Annotated in this window: 18 protein-coding genes; 4 read left to right on the plus strand and 14 right to left on the minus strand. The window is 72.3% G+C overall.

Annotated elements, in window-relative coordinates; translation table 11 throughout:
- Positions 1-34: 34 nt before the first annotated feature.
- The 5 genes from LQK89_RS15085 to LQK89_RS15105 form a co-directional block, all read right to left on the minus strand.
- Positions 35-865, minus strand: a complete 831-nt coding sequence (locus tag LQK89_RS15085; protein ID WP_373286859.1) for a carbohydrate ABC transporter permease — start codon at positions 863-865, stop codon at positions 35-37.
- A gap of 71 nt (positions 866-936) precedes the next feature.
- Positions 937-1,887: a carbohydrate ABC transporter permease gene (locus LQK89_RS15090; RefSeq protein WP_083519854.1), complete on the minus strand. Its 951-nt coding sequence runs from the start codon at positions 1,885-1,887 to the stop codon at positions 937-939.
- Positions 1,888-1,996: 109 nt separating this feature from the next.
- Positions 1,997-3,358: an extracellular solute-binding protein gene (locus tag LQK89_RS15095; RefSeq protein WP_231049590.1), complete on the minus strand. Its 1,362-nt coding sequence runs from the start codon at positions 3,356-3,358 to the stop codon at positions 1,997-1,999.
- Between the two features lie 285 nt (positions 3,359-3,643).
- Positions 3,644-4,486, minus strand: coding sequence for a PhzF family phenazine biosynthesis protein (locus LQK89_RS15100; protein WP_058741252.1), 843 nt, complete (start codon positions 4,484-4,486; stop codon positions 3,644-3,646).
- A gap of 84 nt (positions 4,487-4,570) precedes the next feature.
- On the minus strand, positions 4,571-6,988 hold the full coding sequence (locus LQK89_RS15105; protein ID WP_231049591.1) for a lamin tail domain-containing protein: 2,418 nt from the start codon (positions 6,986-6,988) through the stop codon (positions 4,571-4,573).
- A gap of 181 nt (positions 6,989-7,169) precedes the next feature.
- On the opposite strand from LQK89_RS15105, the gene LQK89_RS15110 reads away from it, so the two are divergent.
- Positions 7,170-7,598 carry a hypothetical protein gene (locus tag LQK89_RS15110; RefSeq protein ID WP_231049592.1) on the plus strand — a complete coding sequence of 143 codons (429 nt, stop codon included), beginning with the start codon at positions 7,170-7,172 and terminating at the stop codon, positions 7,596-7,598.
- A 143-nt stretch (positions 7,599-7,741) separates the two neighbouring features.
- Here LQK89_RS15110 and LQK89_RS15115 read toward each other — a convergent pair whose 3' ends face one another.
- Positions 7,742-8,992: an ROK family transcriptional regulator gene (locus LQK89_RS15115; RefSeq protein ID WP_058741255.1), complete on the minus strand. Its 1,251-nt coding sequence runs from the start codon at positions 8,990-8,992 to the stop codon at positions 7,742-7,744.
- 101 nt (positions 8,993-9,093) lie between these two features.
- Here LQK89_RS15115 and LQK89_RS15120 point away from each other — a divergent pair, with 101 nt between their 5' ends.
- Positions 9,094-9,549: a GNAT family N-acetyltransferase gene (locus LQK89_RS15120; RefSeq protein WP_058741256.1), complete on the plus strand. Its 456-nt coding sequence runs from the start codon at positions 9,094-9,096 to the stop codon at positions 9,547-9,549.
- A 22-nt stretch (positions 9,550-9,571) separates the two neighbouring features.
- Positions 9,572-9,898 (plus strand): MGMT family protein, encoded by a 327-nt coding sequence (locus LQK89_RS15125; RefSeq protein WP_204622201.1) that lies wholly within the window; start codon positions 9,572-9,574, stop codon positions 9,896-9,898.
- A gap of 25 nt (positions 9,899-9,923) precedes the next feature.
- Here LQK89_RS15125 and LQK89_RS15130 read toward each other — a convergent pair whose 3' ends face one another.
- The 8 genes from LQK89_RS15130 to sucC form a co-directional block, all read right to left on the minus strand.
- A complete protein-coding gene (locus tag LQK89_RS15130) occupies positions 9,924-10,346 on the minus strand; it encodes a DUF805 domain-containing protein (RefSeq protein WP_174777392.1) in 423 nt (140 codons plus the stop codon).
- 37 nt (positions 10,347-10,383) lie between these two features.
- The gene (locus tag LQK89_RS15135; RefSeq protein WP_231050814.1) at positions 10,384-12,192 is read right to left on the minus strand and encodes an ABC transporter ATP-binding protein; all 1,809 of its coding nucleotides are present in this window, start codon (positions 12,190-12,192) and stop codon (positions 10,384-10,386) included.
- A gap of 131 nt (positions 12,193-12,323) precedes the next feature.
- Positions 12,324-14,147 carry an ABC transporter ATP-binding protein gene (locus LQK89_RS15140; RefSeq protein ID WP_231049593.1) on the minus strand — a complete coding sequence of 608 codons (1,824 nt, stop codon included), beginning with the start codon at positions 14,145-14,147 and terminating at the stop codon, positions 12,324-12,326.
- Between the two features lie 668 nt (positions 14,148-14,815).
- On the minus strand, positions 14,816-16,450 hold the full coding sequence (purH, locus tag LQK89_RS15145) for a bifunctional phosphoribosylaminoimidazolecarboxamide formyltransferase/IMP cyclohydrolase (RefSeq protein WP_231049594.1): 1,635 nt from the start codon (positions 16,448-16,450) through the stop codon (positions 14,816-14,818).
- Positions 16,447-17,040, minus strand: a complete 594-nt coding sequence (purN, locus tag LQK89_RS15150) for a phosphoribosylglycinamide formyltransferase (RefSeq protein WP_231049595.1) — start codon at positions 17,038-17,040, stop codon at positions 16,447-16,449. The genes purH and purN overlap by 4 nt, the downstream gene beginning before the upstream one ends.
- Before the next feature lie 31 nt (positions 17,041-17,071).
- Positions 17,072-19,111: a cell division protein PerM gene (locus tag LQK89_RS18065; RefSeq protein WP_269145903.1), complete on the minus strand. Its 2,040-nt coding sequence runs from the start codon at positions 19,109-19,111 to the stop codon at positions 17,072-17,074.
- 205 nt (positions 19,112-19,316) lie between these two features.
- Complete coding sequence (sucD, locus tag LQK89_RS15165) at positions 19,317-20,204, minus strand: succinate--CoA ligase subunit alpha (protein WP_058741263.1); 888 nt, start codon at positions 20,202-20,204, stop codon at positions 19,317-19,319.
- A gap of 14 nt (positions 20,205-20,218) precedes the next feature.
- A complete protein-coding gene (sucC, locus tag LQK89_RS15170) occupies positions 20,219-21,388 on the minus strand; it encodes an ADP-forming succinate--CoA ligase subunit beta (RefSeq protein WP_231049596.1) in 1,170 nt (389 codons plus the stop codon).
- A gap of 199 nt (positions 21,389-21,587) precedes the next feature.
- On the opposite strand from sucC, the gene LQK89_RS15175 reads away from it, so the two are divergent.
- Positions 21,588-23,219, plus strand: a complete 1,632-nt coding sequence (locus tag LQK89_RS15175) for a RecQ family ATP-dependent DNA helicase (protein WP_231049597.1) — start codon at positions 21,588-21,590, stop codon at positions 23,217-23,219.
- Positions 23,220-23,248: the final 29 nt, after the last annotated feature.

Consider the following 23,248-nt stretch of genomic DNA (forward strand, 5'->3'; position numbering starts at 1 on the left):
GGTCGGGCGTGGGGCCCGGAGTGCGTGGGCGCGGTCAGCCCTTGATGCCGCCGGCGAGGGCGTTCGCCCCGCCGAGGCCGCGCGAGACGAGGACGTAGAGGGCGATGACGGGCACGGAGTAGACGATCGAGAACGCGGCGAGCTGCCCGTACGCGACGGCTCCGTTCTGCCCGAAGAAGTTGAAGATGCTCACCGCGGCGGGCACCTTGTCGGGCGAGAGCAGCAGGACGAACGGGACGAAGAAGTTCCCCCACGCCTGGATGAACACGAAGATGAACACGACGGCGATGCCCGGGCGCATGAGCGGGATGACGATCCGCCACAGCGTGGTGAACATCGAGGCGCCGTCGGTCCAGGCGGCCTCCTCGAGGGAGATCGGCACCGAGTCCATGAAGTTCTTCGCCATCCAGATCGCCATCGGCAGGCTCGTGGCGGCGAGGAAGAAGATGCAGCCCCACACGTTGTCGATCAGGTTCAGCGACACGAACAGCGCGTAGACCGGCACCATCATCGCGGTGATGGGCAGGCCGGTGCCGAACAGGATGCTGTACAGGAACGGCTTGTTCACCCGCATCTTGTAGCGGGACAGCGGGTACGCGGCGAGGATCGCGACGACGACCGTGACGACCGCGGTCCCACCGGAGAGCAGCAGGCTGTTGCCGAGCGGGATGAACGACAGCTCGGGCGTGAGCACCTTCGTGAAGTTGTCGAGCGTGAACTGCGTCGGGAGCTTCACGGACAGCGACGCCTGCGTGTCGAACGAGGCGAGCACGAGCCACAGCAGCGGCACCGCGAAGCAGACCGCGATGACGAGCAGCACGACGTTCGACACCCAGCGCATGGTGCGGCCGCGCGGTGAGGTCATGTGCAGCGCGCCGGGGGCCGTCACCGAGCGGGTGACGTTGGACACGGGACGGTCGGCGGTGAGCGCCATGGTCAGTCCACCTCCGGCTTGAGGGCCTTGATGTAGATGATCGAGAACACCGCGCCGACCACGAGCAGGATCGTCGCGATCGCGGTCCCGAAACCGAGCTGCGAGAACTTGAACGCCTCCTGGTACGCCAGGATCGGCAGCGTCGACGAGTTCGTGCCGGGGCCACCGCCCGTCATCACGAAGATGAGCGTGAAGACCGACAGCGTCTGCAGCGTCGTGAGCATGAGGTTCGTCGAGATCGACCGGCGGATGACCGGCAGCGTGATGTAGACGAGTCGCTGCCAGCCGGCCGCGCCGTCCATCTCGGCGGACTCGGTGATCTCCTCGGGCACCTCCTGCACGGCGGCGGAGTAGACGAGCATCGAGAACGCGGTGCCGCGCCAGATGTTCGCGAGGATCACGGCGAGCATCGGGTACGTGTAGAGCCAGTTCGGCCCGCTGATCCCGATCGAGGCCAGGAACGTGTTGAGCGTGCCGGTGTCGTTGAAGAACGCGTACGCCGCGAACGAGGCGACGATCTCCGGCAGGACCCACGCCGCGACGACGAACGTGCCGACGATCGCTCGGACCACCTTGTTCGCGCTGCGCATGAGGAGCGCCAGGCCGAGCCCGAGGACGTTCTGGCCCACGACCGCCGAGGCGAGCAGGAACACGATCGTCAGGACGACGGACTTCGGGAAGTCCGGGTCCTGGAAGAGCTCGACGTAGTTCTTCAGCCCGACGAACTGCTGGTTCGCGGCACTCGCGCCGGTCAGCGCGGAGTTGGTGAAGGACCCGTAGAACGACGAGATGACGGGGCCGAGCAGGAAGATGACGAGCAGGACGACGGCCGGCAGGAGCGGGACCGCTCGGGTCGCCTTCCGCAGGGAGCGCCGTCGACGCGGCGTCGGCGGATCGGTGCGCTTCGGCGCACCGGGCGCCGACAGCGTCGGCGCGAGGGGGGTGCTGGACACGGGTGGTTGCCTTTCGGGTGCGCCAGAGGGTTCCGAAGGTGGGGAGGGACGGACTGGAGGCACGGGGCGGTGTGGCACCGCGCCTCCAGTCCGTCGTGTGGCCGGCTGACTATCCGACGTCGACGGTGTTCTTCTGGCCGACCACCTGTTCGACCGACTGGTCGTAGGCCTTGGCGGCTTCAGCGGGTGTCTGCTGCCCGGTCATGACGGACTCCATCGCGACCTGGATGGCGTTCGAGACCTGCGAGTAGTCGCTCGTCGCGGGACGGAAGTTGGTGTGCTGCACCAGCCCCGAGAAGAACTTGAACGTCGGGTTGGCGCCGGTGTACTCCGGGTCCTCGGCGACGTCCTTGCGGACCGCGATCTGGCTGTTCTCGGTGTCGTACTTCAGCGAGCCGTCCTTGCTCAGGAAGGTCGAGATGAAGTCGAACGCCGCCTTCGGGTTCTTGGAGTTCTTGCCGACCGCGAGCGTCCAGCCACCGGACATCGAGTTGTAGCCGGGCTCCTGACCGTTCTGCGTCGGGAAGGCCGCCTGACCCATCACGTCGTTCCACTCCTTCCACGGAGCGGTGCCGGACTCGAGCCACGTGCCGGACTGCCACGAGCCGTCGAGGTCGATCGCGAGCTTGCCCTGCGGCAGCCACGTCTGCGCGATCGTCGTGCCGACGTTGGTGTCGAGCGCCTGTTGCGGGGTCGGGCCGAGGCCGCCCTGGTAGACGTCCTTCACGAACTTCAGGGAGTCCTCGAACTGCTTCGAGCCGACGACCCACTTCTTGTCCTTGTAGAGGGTGTTGCCGTCGCCCTCCGCGCCGTACAGGAGCATCTCGAAGCCCTGCATGGTGGACGCTTCGCCCTGCGCCTTGCCGGAGTAGATGTTGAACGGGATGACGCCCGAGTCCTTCTCCTTGATCGTCTTCGCGGCGGCGAGCACGTCGTCCCAGGTCTTGGGCTCCCACCGGACGGGCAGGCCGACCTTCTTGAAGATGTCCTTGTTGTACCAGAGCGCCCGGGTGTCCGTGCCCATCGAGACGCCGTAGATCTTGCCGTCGTCACCCTGGCCGGCCTGCTTGGCGTTGTCGTAGAACTGGTCCCAGTCCTTCCACTTCGCCACGTAGTCGTCGAGGGGCAGCAGGTAGCCGGCCTCGGCGTCGGACTTGATGAGGAAGGTGTCCTCGTACATGACGTCCGGGGCCGTCGCGGGCGCCTTGTTCATGAGCGCGAGCTTCGTGTAGTAGTCGTTGCCCTGGGCCTGGATCGGGACGAGGGTGACCTTCTTGCCCGGGTTCGCCTTCTCGTACTCGGTCTTGACCTCCTTCATCTGCGCATCGAGCTGCTGGAAGGCACCGAACTTCTGGTACGCGATCTTGATGGTGTCGCTCGAGGCAGAGCCCGAGCTGGAACAGCCCGCCAGCCCGACCGCGGCGACTGCCACGGCTGCGAGGCCGGCGATGATTCGGGTGCGGCGTTTCATCGGTGCTCCTTTGCACGGGATGTCCGCGGGCTCCGTCACCCGCGCGCAGGATTAGTACAGCGTGTGGACTTAATCGTGTCAAGCACTTTTCGTCACGGCTCGGTCACGGCGCGGGCGCGCGAGGTGGAGGCCGATCCGCGCGTGGGAGGCCGATCCGCGCGTCGGAGGGCGATCCGCGCGTCGGAGGGCGATCCGCGCGTCGGAGGGCGGGTGCAACGACCCCCTACGCGCGGAAGTGCCTCCCATTGCGCCTGCGATGGGAAGGAACGTGCACCCGGAGCCGGGTCAGGCGACGGGCGTGGCGCCGCCGATCACCGTGATGCCGCCGGACTCGGGCACGTCGACGAGCAGCACGCTCGGACGCCCGACGTGTCGACCCTGCCGGATCACGACGCGGCTCCCGGGCGACACCGCGCCGATCGCACGCAGGTAGGCGCCCGTGGACGCCGCCGCGGAACCGGTCGCCGGGTCCTCGGTGATGCGGCCGGCGGGGAACAGGTTGCGTGCCTCGAACGCGAGCGGGCCGGTGCGGTGCAGGACGGTCACGGTGCCCGCCCACCCGTACTCGTGCTTCAGGGCGGCGAGCGCCGCGGGGTCGAACCGGAACTGGTGGAACAGGTCCTCGTCGGCCAGGACGACGACCGGGTGCCAGTTGCCGGCGAAGGCCTCGAGCACGGGGAAGCCCTCGGCGACGTCACCGTCGACGAGTCCGAGCACGGCGGCGAGCCGCTCCCACCGCACGGGGTCGATCGGCCGGGTGTCGGGTTCGACGCTCGTCATCGCGACCTGCACGCTGCCGTCGGGTGCGGTCGTGGCGTCGACCGCGACGTCCCCGGCAGCGGTGGAGAACACCCGGGCTCCGGTCCCGTCGCGCTCGGCGAGCACGACGGCGGTGGCGACGGTGGCGTGCCCGCAGAACGGGACCTCGGCGGCCGGCGAGAAGTAGCGCACGCGGGCGCCGTCCGGGGTCCGCGCGACGACGAAGGCGGTCTCGGGGTACCCCACCCGCTGTGCGACGGCGAGCATCTCGTCGTCGGTCATCCCTGCCGCGTCGAGCACGATCCCCGCGGGGTTGCCGCCCCCGGGCTCGGCGGCGAACGCGGTGTAGCGGAGGACCTCGGTGCGCATCCCCCGACGCTACCGCGCGACCCGGACGCGGCCGCCCCCGCCGTCCGGAAGGACGACGGGGGCGTCGGCGAGCGGTGGAGCGGGTCAGGCCTGCGCGACGACCGACCGGCGACGCCCGGCCACGAGGACACCGGTCCCGGCCGCCAGGAGCAGGAGCGCCGCAGCGATCCCTCCGCTCAGCTCGGCGCCGGTGAAGGCGAGCGCACCCGTCACCGGGTCGATCGTCACGGCCGTCCAGCCGAGCACCGTGCCGTCGGACGCCGTGACCACGATGCGGTGCTGCCCGGCCGGGACGTCGGCGGGGACGACCACCGTCACGGTGCCGTCCGCGGCGACGACCGGCGTCCCGAGGAGTCGAGGCTCGGAGAACAGCCAGACCGCGACACGCTCACCGGCGTACTGCGCTCCGACGGAGATCGTCACCGAGGACCCGGCTCGGACCACCGACGGCGCCGACACCGAGCCGCGGTTCCCCTCCGTCAGCGATGAGGCGTCCGGCGCGACCGGGGCCGTCGGGGTGGTCGGGGTGGTCGGGCCAGGGACGGTCGGGGTCGGCGTCGGGGTTCCGCCACCCGCTCCCGGCGAAGGCGTGCCGCCGTCACCCGGAGCGGGCGTGCCGCCGTCACCAGGCGCGGGCGTCCCGCCGTCACCCGGCTCCGTCGACGCGTCGCACGGGTACGTCCCGGTCCGCAGCGAGAATCCGTCCGTGTCGTTGTCGTCGGCGTAGAACGTGGCTCGGGCGTGGTCCACGCACCGCCCCGAGATCGCGAAGCCCTCGTTGGCGACCCCTCGGTCGGCGTTCGCCGGTGCCTCGTACAGCGTCGCGAGCGTGAACGCCCCGTCCTGCACGTCGAAGAGCGCGGTGCGCCCGGAGCAGGCCTCGTCGCAGACGACCCAGAGCGCGTCGAGCGTCGGGTCGAACTGCACCTCGGCGACGAGGGAGAACGGCGTCGCGATCGTGGCGACGCGCTGGAACGCCCCGTCGTCCATCAGCGCGTAGGCGTACACGCTCGCGGTGCCCTCGACCCCGACCAGGAAGAGGCCCTCGCCGTGCCCGGGGTACGCGGTGGGCGCGTAGGCCGCACCGGTGTGCTGGTCGACGAACCCGTGGGACGTCAGCCACGCGTCCGGCACCCAGGTCACGCCCTCGAGCCCGGCGTTCGCGCCGAGACCAGGGAAGTCCTCGGCGAGGTTCCACTCGTCCGTCGCGCGCAGCACCGACTCGGAGCCGTCGGCGGTCGCGAAGCGCAGGACCGCGGGGCGGCTCACCTTCGACACGTCGTTGTCGCGCTCGGTCGACACGTAGACCGCGCCGGGGTCGTCGGCCGTGACGGTGATGCCCTCGGCGTCGGGCGTTCCCGTGCCGTCTGCGTACCGCAGGTCGACGCCCGCGGCGTTCGTCGGCGCCCAGCCGCCCCGACCGTCCGGGGCCAGGTGGTAGAGCAGGCCGTCACCGTTCTGCACGGCCCACAGCTGACCGTCCGCCGAGGTGGCGGAGGGTGCCCAGTCGAGGCCGCTCAGGTCTCCGGCGAAGGTGTCCTCGGCGTCCAGGACGGTCTCGTCCGGGCCGCCGGGCCACGCCTCGGCGGTCACGGACCCCGCGAAGCGGTTCGCCGCGCCCTTCGTCGGCTCGGCGGTCTCGGCGAAGGCACCGGTCCCGTCCGGGTTCCGTCCGTACGTCGTCGCGGCGTGCGCCGTCCACGAGTACGAGTCCACCAGGACGCCCCGGGGGTCGGACAGCCGGACGGCGTCCGCCTTGCCGAGCCCGAAGCCGAACCGGGCCTCGTCGAGCACCGTGAAGCCGCCCGGCGCGACGGTGGTGCCCGCCGGGATCGTCCACGCGTGGTCGTCCTCGCTGTCCCGGAGCACGTACCCGCCGAGGTCGACCGTGGTCGTCCCGACGTTCGTCAGCTCGACCCAGTCGCCCGGGGTGCCGTCCTGCGACTCGACCTCGTTGATGCGGACCGGCGACGAGCAGTCGTTCGGCTTCCCCTTGGTCGACGCGGTCGTGTCGACGAGCGTGCCGGAGCCGTCCGGGCAGCTGCCGTACGTGACGGCCGCGTGCGTGCTCCACGCGTACCGCAGCGTCAGCGCACCGGCGGTGTCGTAGAGCCGGACCGCGTCGGCACCGCCGAGCCCGAAGTCGAAGCCGGGGCGGGTCGTGGTCTCCTGGTCGACGACGAGGTACCCGCCGGCGGCGACCGTCGACCCCTGCGGCAGCACGTACGCGGCGTGCGACGAGTCGGAGTCGAGGAAGCGCCAGCCGCTCAGGTCGATCGTGGCGGACGAGGTGTTCACCAGCTCGACCCAGTCCGTGTCGTCGGCGTTCGACTCCACCTCGTTGATCGCGAGTCCGGCGGCGGGCCCGGTGGTGACGCGGGCGCCGACGGTGGGGTCGTCGTCACCGACCGCGGCGACGGCGGGGGTCGCGGTCAGCACTCCGGCGGCGAGGGCGATGCCCGTCGCGAGGCCGGCGCCGAGCCGCAGGGCAGGGGTGCGCATGCAGGGTCCTTCTCAGGGAGGTCGGGGGGACCTGCACGACTGTTCAGCATCCCGGCGTCCGTCCGGTGGCGACCAGGTGAACGACAGGTGTCGCGCCCCGGGCGGTGACCGGTGCCGCTTCTCAGGGGACGCCGACAGGATGGAGCGGACCCCGCGAGCACGCTCGGTCGGAGAGGGAACCGTGACGGACGACACCACCAACACCGCACTGCAGTCGATGATCGACCGCGCAGGACGCATCACCGCCGAGGAGGCCGAGGCCCTCGACGTCGCCTGGAAGGCCGACGAGCAGATCGTCGTGCCGGAGGCGAGCGCGTCGCTCGCGATCCAGGGCGGGGCAGACGGCCGCATGGTGACGAACGCCGACCTGCTCGCCGCGTGGCAGCACGCGCTCGACGCCGCCGGTGCCGCCGGCCGGGTCGACGAGATCGAGGCCGCGCAGGCGGCCGGACGAGCGGTGAAGCACTCCGACGCGCACCTCCGCGACCGCGCCGGGGCCGAGGAGGCCGTCCGGTCGGCGGTCCTCGCCACCGGGGTGCGCGACCTCCTGTCGGACGACGAGTACGACACCCTGACCGCGACCTGGCGGAAGGTGCTCGACGCCGCCTGACCCACACCCTGACCAGCGGAAGGCGCGCGCCAGACCGGCACCGTGCCTCCCGTCCGCGTCAGCGCCGACCAGGCGTCAGCGCCGACCAGGTGTCAGCGCCGACCAGGCGTCAGCGCCGACCAGGCGTCAGCGCCGACCAGGCGTCAGCGCCGGATCAGCAGCGCGCTCGCGCGCGGTGACAGTGCCGCGTCGAGGACCAGGCAGGCCGCGCCGACGGCCGCCACGTCCGCGCCCCGACCGCTGTCCTGCACCACCACCGGGTGCTTCGGCACCAGCAGCGGCGACCCGACGACCGCCTGCCGGGCGGCCGGCAGGGCGACGGGCGCGATCCGCGACCAGAACGGACCGCCGAACACGACACGGTCGATGTCGAGCAGGTTCACGATGAGCACGACGGCGTTCCCCATCACGGTGCCGGCCTCGGCCGCGAGCGTCACCGCGACCGGGTCGTCGGCGTCGATCGCCTCGCCGAGCGCGGCCCACGCCCGTTGGACGGCGGCGGCGTCGTCCTCGCGTGCGGGATCGCCGAGTGCCAACCCCCGTGAGCGAGCGACCTCCACGAGCCGGTCGGGGGCGACGGCAGCCCCGACCTCACCCCGCGCACCCGATCCGTCCGGGGTGCCCGCGAGGCCGCCCTGATCGACCATGATGTGCCCGGCGTCCCCGGCGTTCGAGCCGACCCCGCGCACCGGTTCGTGGTCGACGACGAGTCCGACGCCGAACCCCGTGCCGAAGTACACGAACGCGAAGTTCCGGGCGGACGACTCCCCCGCCAGGAACATCTCGCCGACGACCGCGGCGGTGACGTCCTTCTCGAGGAGCACCGGGAACCCGGTGGCCTCGGCGAGCGCGTCGCGCAGCGGGACGTCGCGCCACCGGGGCAGGAAGGGCGGGTCGAGCACGACGCCCGCGTCCACGTCGATGGGGCCCGGGCTCGCGATGCCGACGCCGAGCACCGCCTCGACCGCGATGCCCGCACCCGCGACCAGGCCGTCGATGGCGGTCGCGATGGTGCGGACGACCTCGTCCGGGTCCTCGGCGGACGGTGTCGAGGTCGTCGTCTCGGCGAGCACCGTGCCGGCCAGGTCGAGCAGCACGTACGTGACCACCGCGGGGTCGACGTGCACCCCGACGGCGTACCGGCTCGAGGCCTCGAGCCGCAGGATCGTCCGCGGCTTCCCGCGCCCGGCGACGACCGTGCCCGACTCGACGATCATCCCCGCCTCGATGAGGAACCGGGTGACGTTCGAGACCGTCTGCGCGCTCAGGCCCGTGCGGGCGGCGAGCTCCACGCGGCTCAGGCCGTCCGGCGACCGGCGGACCGCGTCGAGCACGACGGTGCGGTTGAACCCGCCGATCGACGGCAGGTTCGCCCCACGCCGGTGCTCCACCATCCCGCGACCATACCGCGCGGTCCGGACGGCGCTGCAACGGACGTGCAACGGTCGTGTCACCGTCCTGGCCCCCGGTCGGGGAGCACCGCTAGCCTGACCCCATGTCCGACCTGCGCCTCGAAGAACTCTCCGCGTCCACCGCCGCCGCAGCGAACTCCCTGACGCTCAAGCCGGGGCAGGAGGAGTTCGTGCAGCCGCAGACCTACGCGGTCGCGGAGTCCGACGTGAAGCCCAGCTCGGCCTGGACCCGCGTCGTGCTGGACGGGGACCGGGTCGTCGGCGTGATCGTCGGCACCTTCGACGAGGACAACGCGGACGAAGAGCTCCGGAGCGCGATCTGGCGCGTGCACGTCGCCGGCGACGCCCAGGGTCGTGGTGTCGGGCGCTTCGCCGTGCACGGCCTGGCGGACGAGGCACGGAGCCGCGGGTTCGGGCGCCTGACCGTCGTGTACGAGCCCGGTGGCGAGGTCGGTCCGGAGGCGTTCTTCCGCGCCCTGGGCTTCTCGGTCGTGCGCGAGACGCAGTACGGCGACCACTTCGCCGCACTGTCCCTGTAGTCCCGCCAGCCAGGGGGCCGGTGTGGACGAGTCGGACTTCGGTGCCGCCGTCGCCGAGGTGGTCCGGTTGATACCGCCAGCGCACGTGATGACGTACGGCGACGTCGCCGCCGCCCTGGGGTCGCGTGCGTCGCGTGCGGTCGGCAAGGTGATGGCGCACGAGGGCTCTGACCTGCCGTGGTGGCGCGTGGTGCGGTCCGGTGGACTGCCGCCGGTCCGGCACGAAGCCCGCGCGCTCGAGCACTACCGGGCGGAGGGGACGCCGCTCGTGCAGGGCTCCTCGGCCTGGAGGATCGACATGCGTCGTGCGCGCTGGTCGCCGACCACGGACGCGGACGACCCGTTCTGAACCGCGCCGCCCGCCGGCAACGGGGTCAGTGGAAGCGCTCGCCCTTCGGGTTCCTGGGCAGGAGGAACATGACGAGCAGCACGAGCGAGCCGATCCCGACGACGACGTGCAGGAACTGCCAGAAGCCGGACAGGTTCGCGTCGTGCAGGCGCCGGGCGCCGAGGGCGAGCGAGCCGATCAGCGTGACGAGCCCCCACAGCACGAACAGGTACGAGCCGACCGGGTTCTCGAGCACCGGGGAGCCCGGGGTGAACGCCTGCGGCACGAGCTGCAGCACCAGGCCGACCACGAACGACGTGACCCACCACCACCAGAACTCCGAGCGGGACGCCCGGCCGGTGAACACGGTGTACTTCCGCCAGAACCGCCGGACCGCCTCGGTGAAGGGTGCCCCGTAGAAGGGGTCGCGCAGGGCGACGCCGCCGGGCTGCACGCTGTCGTTGCTCATGTCCCAAGACAACCACGTGCGTGCAGCCCGACGGGCGTCACACGAGCGAGTCGCGCCAGGCCGCGTGCAGCTGGGCGAACCGGCCGGTCCCCGCGATGAGGTCCGCCGGGGTGCCGTCCTCGACGATCCGGCCGTGCTCCATCACGAGCACCCGGTGCGCGATCGCCACGGTCGACAGCCGGTGCGCGATGATCACCGCGGTCCGGTCGGCGAGCAGCGTCTCGAGCCCCTCCTGCACGAGCCGCTCGGACGGGATGTCGAGCGACGCGGTGGCCTCGTCGAGGATGAGCACCTTCGGGTCGGCGATGAACGCCCGGGCGAAGGAGAGCAGCTGGCGCTGCCCGGCCGACACCCGACCGCCGCGCTTGTTCACGTCGGTGTCGTACCCGTCCGGCAGCGCCATCACGAACTCGTGCGCGCCGACGGCCTTCGCCGCCCGCTCCACCTCGGCACGGGTCGCACCGGGCTTGCCGAGCGCGATGTTGTCCGCCACCGAGCCGGAGAACAGGTAGGCCTCCTGCGTGACCATGACGATCGCGCGGCGCATGTCCTTCGGGTCGAGGTCGCGCAGGTCGACGCCGTCGAGCCGCACCGCCCCGGCGGACGGGTCGTAGAACCGCGCCATCAGCTTTGCGAGCGTCGACTTCCCGGCACCGGTGGACCCGACGAGCGCGATGGTCTGCCCCGCCGGGATGTGCAGCGTGAACTCGGGCAGCACGACCTTGTCGGCGTTGTACGCGAACTCGACGCCGTCGAAGTCCATCCGCCCCGAGGCGTCCGGCAGCTTCGTCGGCTTCACCGGGTCCGGCACGGACGGCTGCTCCTCGAGGACGCCGGAGATCTTCTCCATCGCCGCCGAGGCCGACTGGTACCCGTTGTAGAACATCGCGAGTTCTTCGGCGGGGTCGAAGAACCGCTTGGCGTAGAGCGCGACGGCGAGCAGCGCCCCGATCTCGAGCGACCCGCCGACGACCCGGTAGCCGCCGACGATGACGACCGCCGCGAGGCACGCGTTGCCGATGAGCACCAGTCCGGGGTCGAACGTCCCGAACAGGTTGAACACCTTCGAGTTCGCCTGGCGGTACGTCTCGACGTAGCCGCCGTACTCGTCCTTGTTCCGCGACTCCTTCCGGAACGCCTGGACGGCCCGGATCCCGGTCATCGTCTCGACGAAGTGCACGATGACCCGCGCCGAGGTCGTGCGGGTGGCGCGGAACAGCGTCTGCGACCGCTTCTGGAACCACCGGGTCAGGAACCACAGCGGCACGAGCGACACGGCGAGGACGATCCCGGACGTCGGGTCGAGCACGACGAGCGCGATCGCCGTGAACACCATGTACAGCACGCCCTGGATGAGCTGGTTCAGCCCGGAGTCGAGCAGCTCGCGGATCGAGTCGAGGTCGCTCGTCTGGCGGGAGATGATCCGGCCGGACGTGTACGTCTCGTGGAACTCGAGCGAGAGCCGCTGCGTGTGCAGGAACACGCGCTTCCGCAGGTCGAGCAGGATCGCTTGGCTGATCCGCGCCGCGAGCACGGTGTACCAGGCGGTCAGCACCGCACCGACGACCGCGATCGTCACGTACAGCGCGACGACCACGAACGCCGGGGTCCAGTCGGACCGGTCGAGCACGGCGGGCAGGGCGTTGTCGATGCCCCAGGCGACGAGCGCCGGGCCGGCCACCTGCCCCGCGGTCGAGACGACCACGACGACCGCGATGCCCCAGAGCCGCGCCTTCAGGGGCGCCGCGAGCGACCCGAGGAGCGCGAGCGAGCGTCGGCGCAGCCGCGCGCTCTCCGCCTTCGTGAAGTCGTTGCGCTCCTCGCCGCGCACCCCGTGCACGGTGATCGACGCGGTGACGGGGGCTGCTGCCTCGGCCGCCTGCGTGCCGGTGCCGGCGTGCGCGACCGGCACCGTGCCTCCCGGCTGGGGGTCGACCACCTGCGGGGTCGCACCCTGCGTGGGATCCGTCTGCTGGCTCATGCCATCGCCTCCTCTCGGGCGGGCGCATCGTCCTCGTCGAGCGAGGAGATGACGTAGCGGTAGTGCTCGTTGGTGGCCATCAGCTCCGAGTGGGTGCCGACGGCGGTGATCCGGCCGTTCTCCATGAGGGCCACGCGGTCGGCGAGGGTCACGGTGGACGGGCGGTGGGCGACGATGAGCGACGTGGTGTCCGCGAGGACCCGGCGGAGCCCGGCCTCGACCCGCGCCTCGGTGTCGACGTCGAGCGCCGACAACGGGTCGTCGAGCACGAGCACCGACGGCCGCGCCGCGATCGCCCGGGCCAGCGCCAGACGCTGCCGCTGACCGCCGGAGAGCGACAGGCCCTCTTCCCCGACGCGGGTGTCGACGCCCTCCGGGAGCTCGTCGACGAAGGACGCCTGCGCGATCTCGAGCGCCTCGCGCATGATCCGCTCCGCCTCGTCGCCGGACAGGTCCGGGCGACCGAGCAGGACGTTGTCCCGCACGCTCGTCGAGAAGAGCGTGGCGTCCTCGAACGCGACGCCGATGTGCCGCCGGAGTTCCTCCCTGGTGAGGTCGCGGATGTCGACGCCGTCGATCGTGATCGAGCCGCCGGTCACGTCGTACAGCCGCGGCACGAGCGAGAGCAGCGTGGTCTTGCCGCACCCGGTGAGGCCGACGAGCGCCATGGTCTCGCCCGGCTGGAGCTCCAGCTGGACGCCGTTCACCAGGTCCGGGAACTGCGCAGGCGAGTCCTGGTACCGGAAGTGCACGTCGTTGAACGACAGCGCACCGTGCGGCTCGGCGATCGTCCGCGGGTGCTCCGGGTCCTGGATCGTGTTCTCGGAGTCCATCACCTCAAAGAACCGGTCGACCGCCGTGCGGGTGTCGAACATCATCGAGAGCAGGAAGCCGATCGATTCGATCGGGAACCGCAGCACGGTCGCGGTCGCGAAGAACGCGAAGAGCTGCCCGACGGTGAGCTCGCCCTGCGACGCGAGCCAGATGCCGGCGAGCAGGCAGAGCGCGAAGGCGACGTCCGGCACGAGGAGCAGCCAGAGCCACAGGCCCGCGATCGCCCGGGACTTCTCGATCTCGGTGCCGCGCAGCGCCTCGGCCTGCTCGGTGAACTCGTCGAGCTTCGACCGGCCCCGGCCGAACGCCTTGAGCACGCGGATGCCGTGCACCGACTGCTCGACGCTCGTCGCGAGGTCGCCGACCTGGTCCTGGGAGCGGCGCGTGATGATCGAGTAGCGGCGCTCGAACAGGATCGCGGTGACCCAGATCGGCACGCACGCGACGAGGAAGACCAGGCCGAGCAGCCAACCGAAGCTGAACAGCACGACGAAGCCCACCACGATCGTGACGCTGTTCACGACGAGCAGCACCACGCCGAAGGCCAGCCAGCGTCGGATGAGCGACAGGTCGGACACCGAGCGGGACAGCAGCTGCCCGGACTCCCAGCGGTCGTGGAACGCGACCGGCAGGTCCTGCAGCTTGTTGTACAGCGCGTTGCGCATGCTCGACTCGATCCGCGTCGAGGGACGCATCACCATCCGCCGACGGGCGGCGATGAAGAACGCCTCGAGCACGCCGAGCGCCAGGACGGCGAGCCCGGCGGGCAGGATGAGGTTCCGGTCGCCGCTCGAGAGCGGGCCGTCGACGAGCCCCTGCAGGACGTAGGGGATGGCGAGGGCCACGAGCGAGGCGCCCATCGCGACGGCCATGCCGCCGAGCAGGCGACCGCTGTGCGGTCGGACGTAGGGCCAGATGCGCGCGAGCGCGCGCAGCGTGGAGGGACGGTCGGTGGACGGGCGCGCCTGGTCTGGCGTCTTGGACATGGGTTGCGTCCTCGTGCGTCGTGCCGCGTCCGCCCGGTCTGGTCGCCGCTGCCGCCGACTGGTCACGTCGGTGGGTGGCGGTCCGGCCGGGAGGCACGGTGGGCGTTGCGTGGTGGTCGTCGGCCGGGCGCGTGGTCGCGCGCCGTCGCCGTCACGTCGCGTGACGTCGACCGGGCCGGAGGGCGCCGGGGGACGCAGTGGTCCCCCGGGTTCTCAGCGGGTGGTCCGTGCTCGCCGACGGCGGTCGTCGGGCACGGGGCCGTGGGAGGGGCCTGGCTAGACGGCGGCCGCGGCCGGGGTCCGTCGCGGCATGTGCGCGCGGTACCGGGGTCGCGGAGCGGGAGTGGTCCCCACGAGGGACACGAGACCCGTCCGGGCAGCCGTCGCCACTGTGCCGGTCGTCGTGTCCATCGTCACTCCAGTCGTCGTCTTCGTCACCGTTGTGTCCGCGCTGCCGCCGATCCGTCGGGGATCGTCAGCACCTGTTGCGGAGCCTTGCAGACTATTCCCGGGCGGACGTGTCGCGCAACGGATCCGAGGAAGATTCCTGTTGTTGGACGCGGTGTCGATTCCGTCCGAGCGGGTCGATCATCGCCGGTCGGCGTCGGTCGGCGTCGGTCGGCGTCGGTCAGCGTCGGTCGGCGTCGGTCGGCGTCGGTCGGCGTCGGTCAGTGGAAGAAGTGGCGCTCGCCCGTGAAGTACATGGTCACGCCGGCCGCCTGCGCCGCCGCGATCACCTCGGCGTCGCGGACGCTGCCGCCCGGCTGGGCGACCGCGCGGACCCCGGCGTCGAGCAGCACCTGCAGGCCGTCGGCGAACGGGAAGAAGGCGTCGGACGCGGCGACGCTCCCCGCGGCCCGCTCGCCAGCGCGCGTGACGGCCAGGTGGCAGGAGTCGACCCGGTTGACCTGGCCCATGCCGACGCCGACGCTCGCGCCGCGGTCGGCGAGCAGGATCCCGTTCGACTTCACCGCGCGGCTGGCCTTCCACGCGAAGGCCAGGTCGGCGAGCGTCGCGTCGTCCGCCGGCTCCCCCGCGACGAGGTCCCACGTGGACTGGTCGAAGCCGGTGAAGCGGTCGGCGTCCTGCACGAGGAAGCCGCCGGAGATCTGCTTCACCTCGTGCTCGGCGAGCGCGAAGTCCGTCGGCAGCGTGAGCAGGCGGATGTTCTTCTTCTGCGACAGGATCTCGAGGGCCTCGGGGTCGAAGCCGGGGGCCACGACGACCTCGGTGAAGATGTCCTTGACCGTCTCGGCCATCTGCTTCGTCACCGGGCGGTTCGCCGCGATGACTCCACCGAACGCCGACAGCGGGTCGCAGGCGTGGGCTGCCGCGTGCGCCGAGGCGATCGGGTCGAGGGCGTCGGCCGGGGCGATCGCGATGCCGCACGGGTTCGCGTGCTTGATGATCGCGACGGCGGGGGTGTCGAAGTCGTACGCGGCCCGGACGGCGGCGTCGGCGTCGACGTAGTTGTTGTACGACATCTCCTTGCCGTGCAGCTGGGTCGCCTGGGCGATGCCCGTGCCGTCGGCGGTCGTGTACAGCGCGGCCGCCTGGTGGGCGTTCTCGCCGTAGCGGAGGGTCGCACGGAGCTCGGCCTGCAGCCGGAGCTCGCCGTCGAACGCGCCGGGGGTCGCGACGTCGCCGTCGACCGTCGGTGCCGCGGCCTGCTCGACCACGTCGGTCGCGAAGTACGACGCCACGGCGGTGTCGTAGGCGGCGGTGTGGGCGAAGGCCTGCGCGGCGAGGCGCTTCCGGAGCTCGAGCGTCGTCCCCCCGGCGCGGACGGCCTCGACGACCTCGGCGTACGAGGACGGCGAGACGACGATCGCCACGTTCGGGTGGTTCTTCGCGGACGCCCGGACCATCGCGGGGCCGCCGATGTCGACGTTCTCGACGACCGTCGCCGCGTCGGCGCCCGAGGCCACCGTCTCGACGAACGGGTACAGGTTCACCACGACGAGCTCGAACGGCGCGATGCCGAGGTCCCCGAGCTGCTGCTCGTGCGACGCCAGGCGCAGGTCGGCGAGGAGTCCCGCGTGCACGGCCGGGTGCAGGGTCTTGACGCGGCCGTCGAGCGACTCCGGGAACCCGGTCACGCTCGACACGTCGGTCACGGCGTACCCGGCGTCGCGGATCGTCTGCGCGGTGCTGCCCGTCGAGACGAGCTCCACACCGGCGTCGGCGAGGGCCCCGGCGAGCTCGAGCAGGCTGCTCTTGTCGCTCACCGAGACGAGCGCGCGCCGCACGGGGACGACGTCGCGGTGGCGGTAGAGGCTGGGATCGGCGGCGTGCACGCTCATGCGCTCGGGGTGCCCTTCAGGTCGGTGGTGCCGTTGGCGATGTCGAGGATCGTCTGGATGAGGAGTCGGCGTTCAACCGGCTTGATGCGGTCGTGCAGCGTCGACTCGGTGTCGCCCGGCAGCACCGGGATGCGTTCCTGGGCGAGGATCGGCCCGGTGTCGACGCCGTCGTCGACCTGGATCACGCTCGCGCCGGTCTGGTCGACCCCGGCCGCGAGCGCGTCCCGGACGCCGTGCGCGCCGGGGAACTCGGGCAGGTACGCCGGATGGGTGTTGATGATCGCGGGGGCGAACTCCGACACGACCTGGTGCGGGAGCAGGCGCATGAGGCCGGACAGCACGAGCAGGTCGGGCGACCACGGGCGGATCTGGGCGGCGAGTTCGGCGCCCCACTCCTCGCGCGTGGTGAAGCGGGAGAACGGGACGGTGAAGGTCGGGATGCCGAACTCCTCGCCGAGCCCCAGGCCCTCGGCGTCGCGGTCGGCCCCGATCGCGACGACGCGTGCGGGGTACTCGGCATCGGTGGCCGCCTGGAGCAGTGCCCGCAGGTTCGACCCGGTACCGGAGATCAGGACGACCAGTTCGAGCACGGGGACCAGCCTAGCGGCGGTGCGCGGAGGACTACGCGTCGTGCTTCGGACGGCGCCACCAGGGCAGCTCGTCCTCGGCGATCTGGTCGGTCGTGTCCCAGCGCGGAGGGCGGGCCGTCCGCGCCGGCTCCGCGGTGCCCTCGGATCCCGTGCCGTCCACGACGCTGCCGTCCACGTCGGTGTCGGTCAGGTCGGTGTCGGTCAGGTCGGTGCCGGTGTCGTCGTGCCGGCCGGCGACGAACTCCTCGGTGCTCCACGGGAACGCGGGCTGCTGCTCGGTGCCCGGCGCGTGCGGGAGCGGTTCGTCCGCGGGGCCCCCGGGGCGGTCGGCGCCCGAACCCGTGACGCGGTCGCGCAGGTCCCCGGCACGGCTCCGGACGCCGTCGGCGGCGCCCCGGAGTCGGTCGCGCAGGCTGCTCACACCGCCGCGGGACGGCGCGGTCGCCCCGTGCGACGACGGAGCGGGCTCGATGCGCTCCGCCGCGACGGCGTCCGTGCGCGCCCAGGCCGGGAGCGGCACCGCGTCGGACTCCGGCTCGGGCTCCGGCGACGGCTCCCGTGACGGAGACGGGGCCGGTGCCGGCGGAGGCGAAGGCGTCGGCTCGTCCGCCGGTGCCGGTTCGTCGTGGATCGGCTCGGTCGGGTGGTCGTCCGCCGCGGCACGGGTGGCGGCGTCGTGCGCCTCGTGCACCACGAACCGGTGCGACTGCGTGGACCGTCCCGCGCCGGCGTCGTCGAGGGCCGCGAGGAGCGATCCGGCCCGCGCATCGTCAGCGGCGTCGGCAGCGGTCTCGTCCGCCGGGACGTCGTCGTCCGCCTCGTGCCAGCGCTCCCGGCCCCAGCCGCGCTCGGGCAGCCGGACGAGGTCGCTGCCGATCGCGAGCGCGACGACCGCGGGCACGCCGACCTCGAGGGCCGCGAACAACCCGACGACGAGTCCGTCCGGACCCGCCTGTGCGAGACGACCGGGCCCGAACGACCCGGCGGTCAGCCCGGTGGCGACGCCGGTCAGCAGCCCGGCGACCACGCCCGTCGCCACCCCGGCGAGCGCCCGGTACAGCGCGGAGTCGTCGGCGCCGAGCGCCCGCACGAGCCGCGGCCGGAGCAGACCGCCGACGACGAACCCCGCCACGACGGGCACGAGCACCCAGAGCAGACCGAAGGTGTGGCCGGCCGCGGGGAGCGCGCCGAACACGGGCAGGCCGGGGATCGGGCCGAGCACGATGCCGATCGGCGAGACGCTCGAGCCGGTGCCGATCGCGAAGCCGGGTCCGACGAGCCACGCGGTGGCCCAGCCGACCAGGTCGGGCACGAAGGCGAGCTGCCCGACGGTCAGCGCGATGCCGCCGACGACCCCCGCGTGCGAGCGCTCGTACAGGGCGATGACGTCGGCGAACGAGGCGAGCAGGACCAGCCCGACCAGGAGCGCCGCGACGGCGACGACCACCGCGGTGGCGGCCGTGCCCGCGCGGAGCCCGAACCCGGCGAGCGTGCGCCACCGTCCGGGGATGCGGTCGACGAGCGCGAGCACCCGACGGGCGAGGGGGTCCGCCGGCAGCCCGCGGCGCACGCGGCAGACCTCGGACGTGACGACCGCGGGGACGGCGAACCACAGCGCGGGCAGCACGACGGCCTGCCAGACGGTGGGGTCGGTGGCCGCGGAGCGGGAGGACAGTGCGACCGCGAGCCCGAGGGCCGCGACGACCCCGGTGCCGACGAGCAGGCCCGTCGTCCGGTGCTCGGTCTCGGCGAACCGTCGTCCGGCCCGACCGCCGAGCCAGGCGGTCACGACCGCGAACCCGAGCGCCGCGAGGGACACGTGGATGGGGGTGGCGGCGCCGTCCACCCCGGACGCGCCGGCCACCGCGGAACCGAGCCGGAAGGTCACGTCGACACCGTGGCCGACGAGCCAGACGCTGCCGGTCGCCTTCCAGAAGACGTCCCAGTCGACCTGCAGGCCGTACTCGAACCCCCAGAGGAGCGTCAGCGGGACGAGCGCGATGCCGATGCCCACGCCGACCGTCACGATCGCCTCGACGGCGGCCAGCAGTGCGGTTCCCAGGCGGTTCATCCGGGCCAGGGTACGTGCCGCCCGGGCCGGCGCGGGCGAGCCGCGCGGCACCCGTGGACATCCACGCGACCACGGACGGACGGGCGCGCCCCGCTCAGCGGCAACGCGAAGCGTTGCGCGGGGCGCGCCGACCGAGCCTGCGAGGGAGGGGTGCCAGCCCGCACCGTGCCTCCCGTTGCGTCGTGGGGTCGGGTGACCGGACCGCCTACGAGGCGGCGACCACCTCGCGCAGCAGCGCGGCCGTCTCGGACGGCGTCTTGCCGACCTTCACGCCCGCGGCCTCGAGGGCCTGCTTCTTCGCCTCGGCCGTGCCCGCGGAACCGGACACGATGGCGCCCGCGTGGCCCATCGTCTTGCCCTCGGGCGCGGTGAAGCCCGCGACGTAGCCGACGACCGGCTTCGTGACGTGCGCCTTGATGTAGTCGGCCGCGCGCTCCTCGGCGTCGCCGCCGATCTCGCCGATCATCACGATCGCGGTGGTCTCCGGGTCTGCCTCGAACGCGGCGAGCGCATCGATGTGCGTCGTGCCGATGACCGGGTCGCCGCCGATGCCGATGGCGGTCGAGAAGCCCAGGTCACGCAGCTCGTACATCATCTGGTAGGTCAGGGTGCCGGACTTCGACACGAGCCCGATCGGACCCTTGCCGGTGATCGTCGCCGGGGTGATGCCGACGAGCGACTCCCCGGGGGTGATGATGCCGGGGCAGTTCGGGCCGATGATGCGGGTCTTCCCGCCGAGGGCCTTGGCGTGCGCCCAGAACGCGGCGGAGTCCTGCACCGGGATGCCCTCGGTGATGACGACGACGAGCGGGATCTCGGCGTCGATGGCCTCCATGACGGCGTCCTTCGCGAACGCCGGCGGGACGAACACGATCGAGACGTCGGCACCGGTGGTGTCGATGGCCTCGCGCACCGAGCCGAACACGGGCAGCTCGACGTCGCCGTGCGTGACGGTCGTGCCGGCCTTGCGGGCGTTCACGCCGCCGACGACGTTCGTACCGGCCTTGAGCATGAGCGCGGTGTGCTTCGTGCCCTCACCGCCGGTGATGCCCTGGACGATGACCTTCGAGTCCTTGTTGAGGAAGATCGACATTGCTCTGGTGCTCCTTACGCCGCGGCCGCGGCGAGCTCGGCGGCCTGCTCGGCCGCATCGTCCATGGTCGCGGCGACGGTGACCAGCGGGTGCGCGGCCTCCGCCAGGATCCGACGGCCCTCGTCCACGTTGTTGCCGTCCAGGCGCACGACGAGCGGCTTGGTGGCCGCGTCGCCGAGGATGCCGAGCGCGGCGACGATGCCGTTCGCGACGGCGTCGCAGGCGGTGATGCCGCCGAAGACGTTCACGAACACGCTCTTGACCTGCGGGTCGCCGAGGATGACGTCGAGGCCGTTCGCCATGACCTCGGCCGAGGCGCCGCCGCCGATGTCGAGGAAGTTGGCGGGCTTCACGCCGCCGTGGCGCTCACCGGCGTAGGCGACGACGTCGAGCGTCGACATGACGAGCCCCGCGCCGTTGCCGATCACGCCGACCTGGCCGTCGAGCTTGACGTAGTTCAGGCCGTGGGCCTTCGCCTTGGCCTCGAGCGGGTCCTCGCTCGCGGTGTCCTCGAGCTGCGCGTGCTCCTGGTGCCGGAAGTCGGCGTTCTCGTCGAGCGAGACCTTGCCGTCGAGCGCCAGGATCTGGCCGTCGCCCGTGCGGACGAGGGGGTTGACCTCGACCAGGGTGGCGTCCTCGCCGGCGAAGACGTCGTAGAGCTGCACGAAGACGTCGGCGACCTGGTCCTGCAGCTCCGCCGGGAAGTTCGCCTGGCGGGCGATGTCGAGCGCGGCTTCCTTGTTGATCCCGGTCAGCGGGTTCACCTCGACGCGGGCGAGCGCCTCGGGCTTCTCGACCGCGAGCTGCTCGATCTCCATGCCGCCCTCGACGCTGACGAGGGACAGGTACGAGCGGTTCGCCCGGTCGAGCAGCACCGAGAAGTAGAACTCCTCGGCGATGTCGGCGCCCTGGGCGACCATCACGCGCTGGACGGTGTGGCCCTTGATGTCGAGGCCGAGGATCGCCTGCGCGTGCTCGTACGCCTCGTCCGGGGTCTTCGCGACCTTGACGCCGCCGGCCTTGCCGCGGCCGCCGACCTTCACCTGGGCCTTGACGACGACCACGCCGCCGATCTTCTCGGCCGCTGCCTTCGCCTCCTCAGGGGTGTCGGCGATGATGCCCTGCAGCACAGGGACGCCGTAGGACTCGAAGAGGTCCCTGGCCTGGTACTCGAAAAGATCCACGCTGTTCTTCTTCCCGCACGGTTCGTGCGATCGGCATCGGTCATCGGGTCGCGCACTCAACGTCGAGGGTCGCTCGATGTCGAGACAACGGCCGCGACCACCCTACTGCCGCAGCGTGGACGCCCGGTGCGCGGATCCGGATGGCCGCGACGCGCCACGCGGGGAGGACCTCCAGCCGCACCCGGGCACGGTGGGCCCGATGGACACCGCACTCCGTACCCGCGCCGCCGACGTCTTCGGCTGGGACCTCCGCGACGCCCAGGCCACGGTCATCGACGCCGTCCTGGCCGGCCGCGACGCCCTCGCCCTGATGCCGACCGGCTCGGGGAAGTCCGCGATCTACCAGGTCGCCGGGCTCGCGCTCGACGGGCTCGTGGTCGTGGTCTCGCCGCTCGTGGCGCTGCAGGAGGACCAGGTCGTCGGTCTGCAGCGGCACCCGGACGCCCCGCGTGCCGTGGCCGTGAACGCGGCCAAGCGGGCCGCCGAGGTCGAGGACGCCTGGGACGCGATCGCCGCCGGGGAGGTCCGCTACGTGTTCCTCGCGCCGGAGCAGCTCGCGAAGGACGACGTCGTCGAGCGACTGGCCGCGGCGGGCGTCTCCCTGCTCGCCGTCGACGAGGCGCACTGCGTGTCCTCGTGGGGACACGACTTCCGCCCCGCGTACCTGGCCCTCGGCGAGGCTGCGGAGCGCCTCGGCCGCCCGCCGGTCCTCGCCCTCACCGCGACGGGCTCGGCCCCGGTCCGCGAGGACGTCGTCGCGCGCCTCGGGATGCGCGACCCGCTCGTGCTGTCCGCCGGGTTCGACCGACCGGGCATCCGCATCGAGGTCGAGCGCTACGCCGACGCCGACGAGAAGCGCGCGGCCGTGGTCGAGCAGGCCGCAGCCGCGACCGGCACCGGCATCGTCTACGTCGCGACCCGGAAGGAGACCGACGAGTACGCCGACGCCCTCCGTGCCCGCGGCAAGGACGCCCGGCCGTACCACGCGGGCATGCGCGTCCGGGACCGTGACGCCGTCCTGCACGCCTTCCACGACGGCGAGGTCGACGTGGTCGTCGCGACGAGCGCCTTCGGCATGGGCATCGACAAGCCGGACGTCCGGTTCGTGCTGCACGCCGACGTCGCCGAGTCCGTGGACGCGCACTACCAGGAGATCGGCCGTGCGGGACGGGACGGCGCCCCGGCGACGGCGACCCTGCACTACCGCGCCGAGGACCTGGGCCTCCGCCGGTTCTTCGCGACCGGCACCCCGAAGCCCGCGTCGCTCCGCGCCGTGTTCGACGCGGTCCCCGCGGACGGGTCGATCGCCCGGTCGGCCCTCGCCGACGCGTCCGGCCTGTCGCCCCGGACCGCGGGCCGTGCGGTGAACACCCTCGTCGAGGCCGGCGTGCTCGACGACGGCGCCGACGGGATCACCCGCGCCGCGGACGCGCCGCACTCCGCCGCCGAGGCCGCGAAGCGTGCGACCACCCGCGCCGAGGAGCGCGAGCAGGTCGAGCAGTCCCGGATCGCGATGATGCGGCGGTTCGCCGAGACCACCGGCTGCCGCCGCCAGTTCCTGCTCGGCTACTTCGGCGGCGAGCTCGCCGAGCCGTGCGGGAACTGCGACACCTGCACGTCGGGCAGCGCCTACGAGCAGGGGGCGCACGGCGCCGACGGTGCGCACGACGACGTCTGGCCGCCGGAGTCGGCCGTCGAGCACGCGCAGTGGGGCCACGGCACCGTGATGAGCACCGAGGACGACCGGGTGACCGTCTTCTTCGAGTCGGCCGGGTACAAGACGTTGGCACTGGCCGACGTCGAGGAGCGGCACCTGCTCGAGCGGGTCTGAACCCGGGACACCGAGCACAGGGGGAAGGC

Source organism: Curtobacterium sp. C1 (assembly GCF_021049325.1).
Classification (GTDB): Bacteria; Actinomycetota; Actinomycetes; order Actinomycetales; family Microbacteriaceae; genus Curtobacterium; species Curtobacterium citreum.

Bases quoted from the DNA above. Each gene is read 5' to 3' on its own strand.
- LQK89_RS18065 (WP_269145903.1), bottom strand. From the start codon at position 19,111: ATGAACCGCCTGGGAACCGCACTGCTGGCCGCCGTCGAGGCGATCGTG.
- LQK89_RS15095 (WP_231049590.1), bottom strand. From the start codon at position 3,358: ATGAAACGCCGCACCCGAATCATCGCCGGCCTCGCAGCCGTGGCAGTC.
- sucD (WP_058741263.1), bottom strand. From the start codon at position 20,204: ATGTCGATCTTCCTCAACAAGGACTCGAAGGTCATCGTCCAGGGCATC.
- LQK89_RS15105 (WP_231049591.1), bottom strand. From the start codon at position 6,988: ATGCGCACCCCTGCCCTGCGGCTCGGCGCCGGCCTCGCGACGGGCATC.
- LQK89_RS15130 (WP_174777392.1), bottom strand. From the start codon at position 10,346: ATGAGCAACGACAGCGTGCAGCCCGGCGGCGTCGCCCTGCGCGACCCC.
- LQK89_RS15175 (WP_231049597.1), top strand. From the start codon at position 21,588: ATGGACACCGCACTCCGTACCCGCGCCGCCGACGTCTTCGGCTGGGAC.
- LQK89_RS15100 (WP_058741252.1), bottom strand. From the start codon at position 4,486: ATGCGCACCGAGGTCCTCCGCTACACCGCGTTCGCCGCCGAGCCCGGG.
- LQK89_RS15120 (WP_058741256.1), top strand. From the start codon at position 9,094: ATGTCCGACCTGCGCCTCGAAGAACTCTCCGCGTCCACCGCCGCCGCA.
- purH (WP_231049594.1), bottom strand. From the start codon at position 16,450: ATGAGCGTGCACGCCGCCGATCCCAGCCTCTACCGCCACCGCGACGTC.
- LQK89_RS15115 (WP_058741255.1), bottom strand. From the start codon at position 8,992: ATGGTGGAGCACCGGCGTGGGGCGAACCTGCCGTCGATCGGCGGGTTC.
- LQK89_RS15140 (WP_231049593.1), bottom strand. From the start codon at position 14,147: ATGTCCAAGACGCCAGACCAGGCGCGCCCGTCCACCGACCGTCCCTCC.
- LQK89_RS15085 (WP_373286859.1), bottom strand. From the start codon at position 865: ATGACCTCACCGCGCGGCCGCACCATGCGCTGGGTGTCGAACGTCGTG.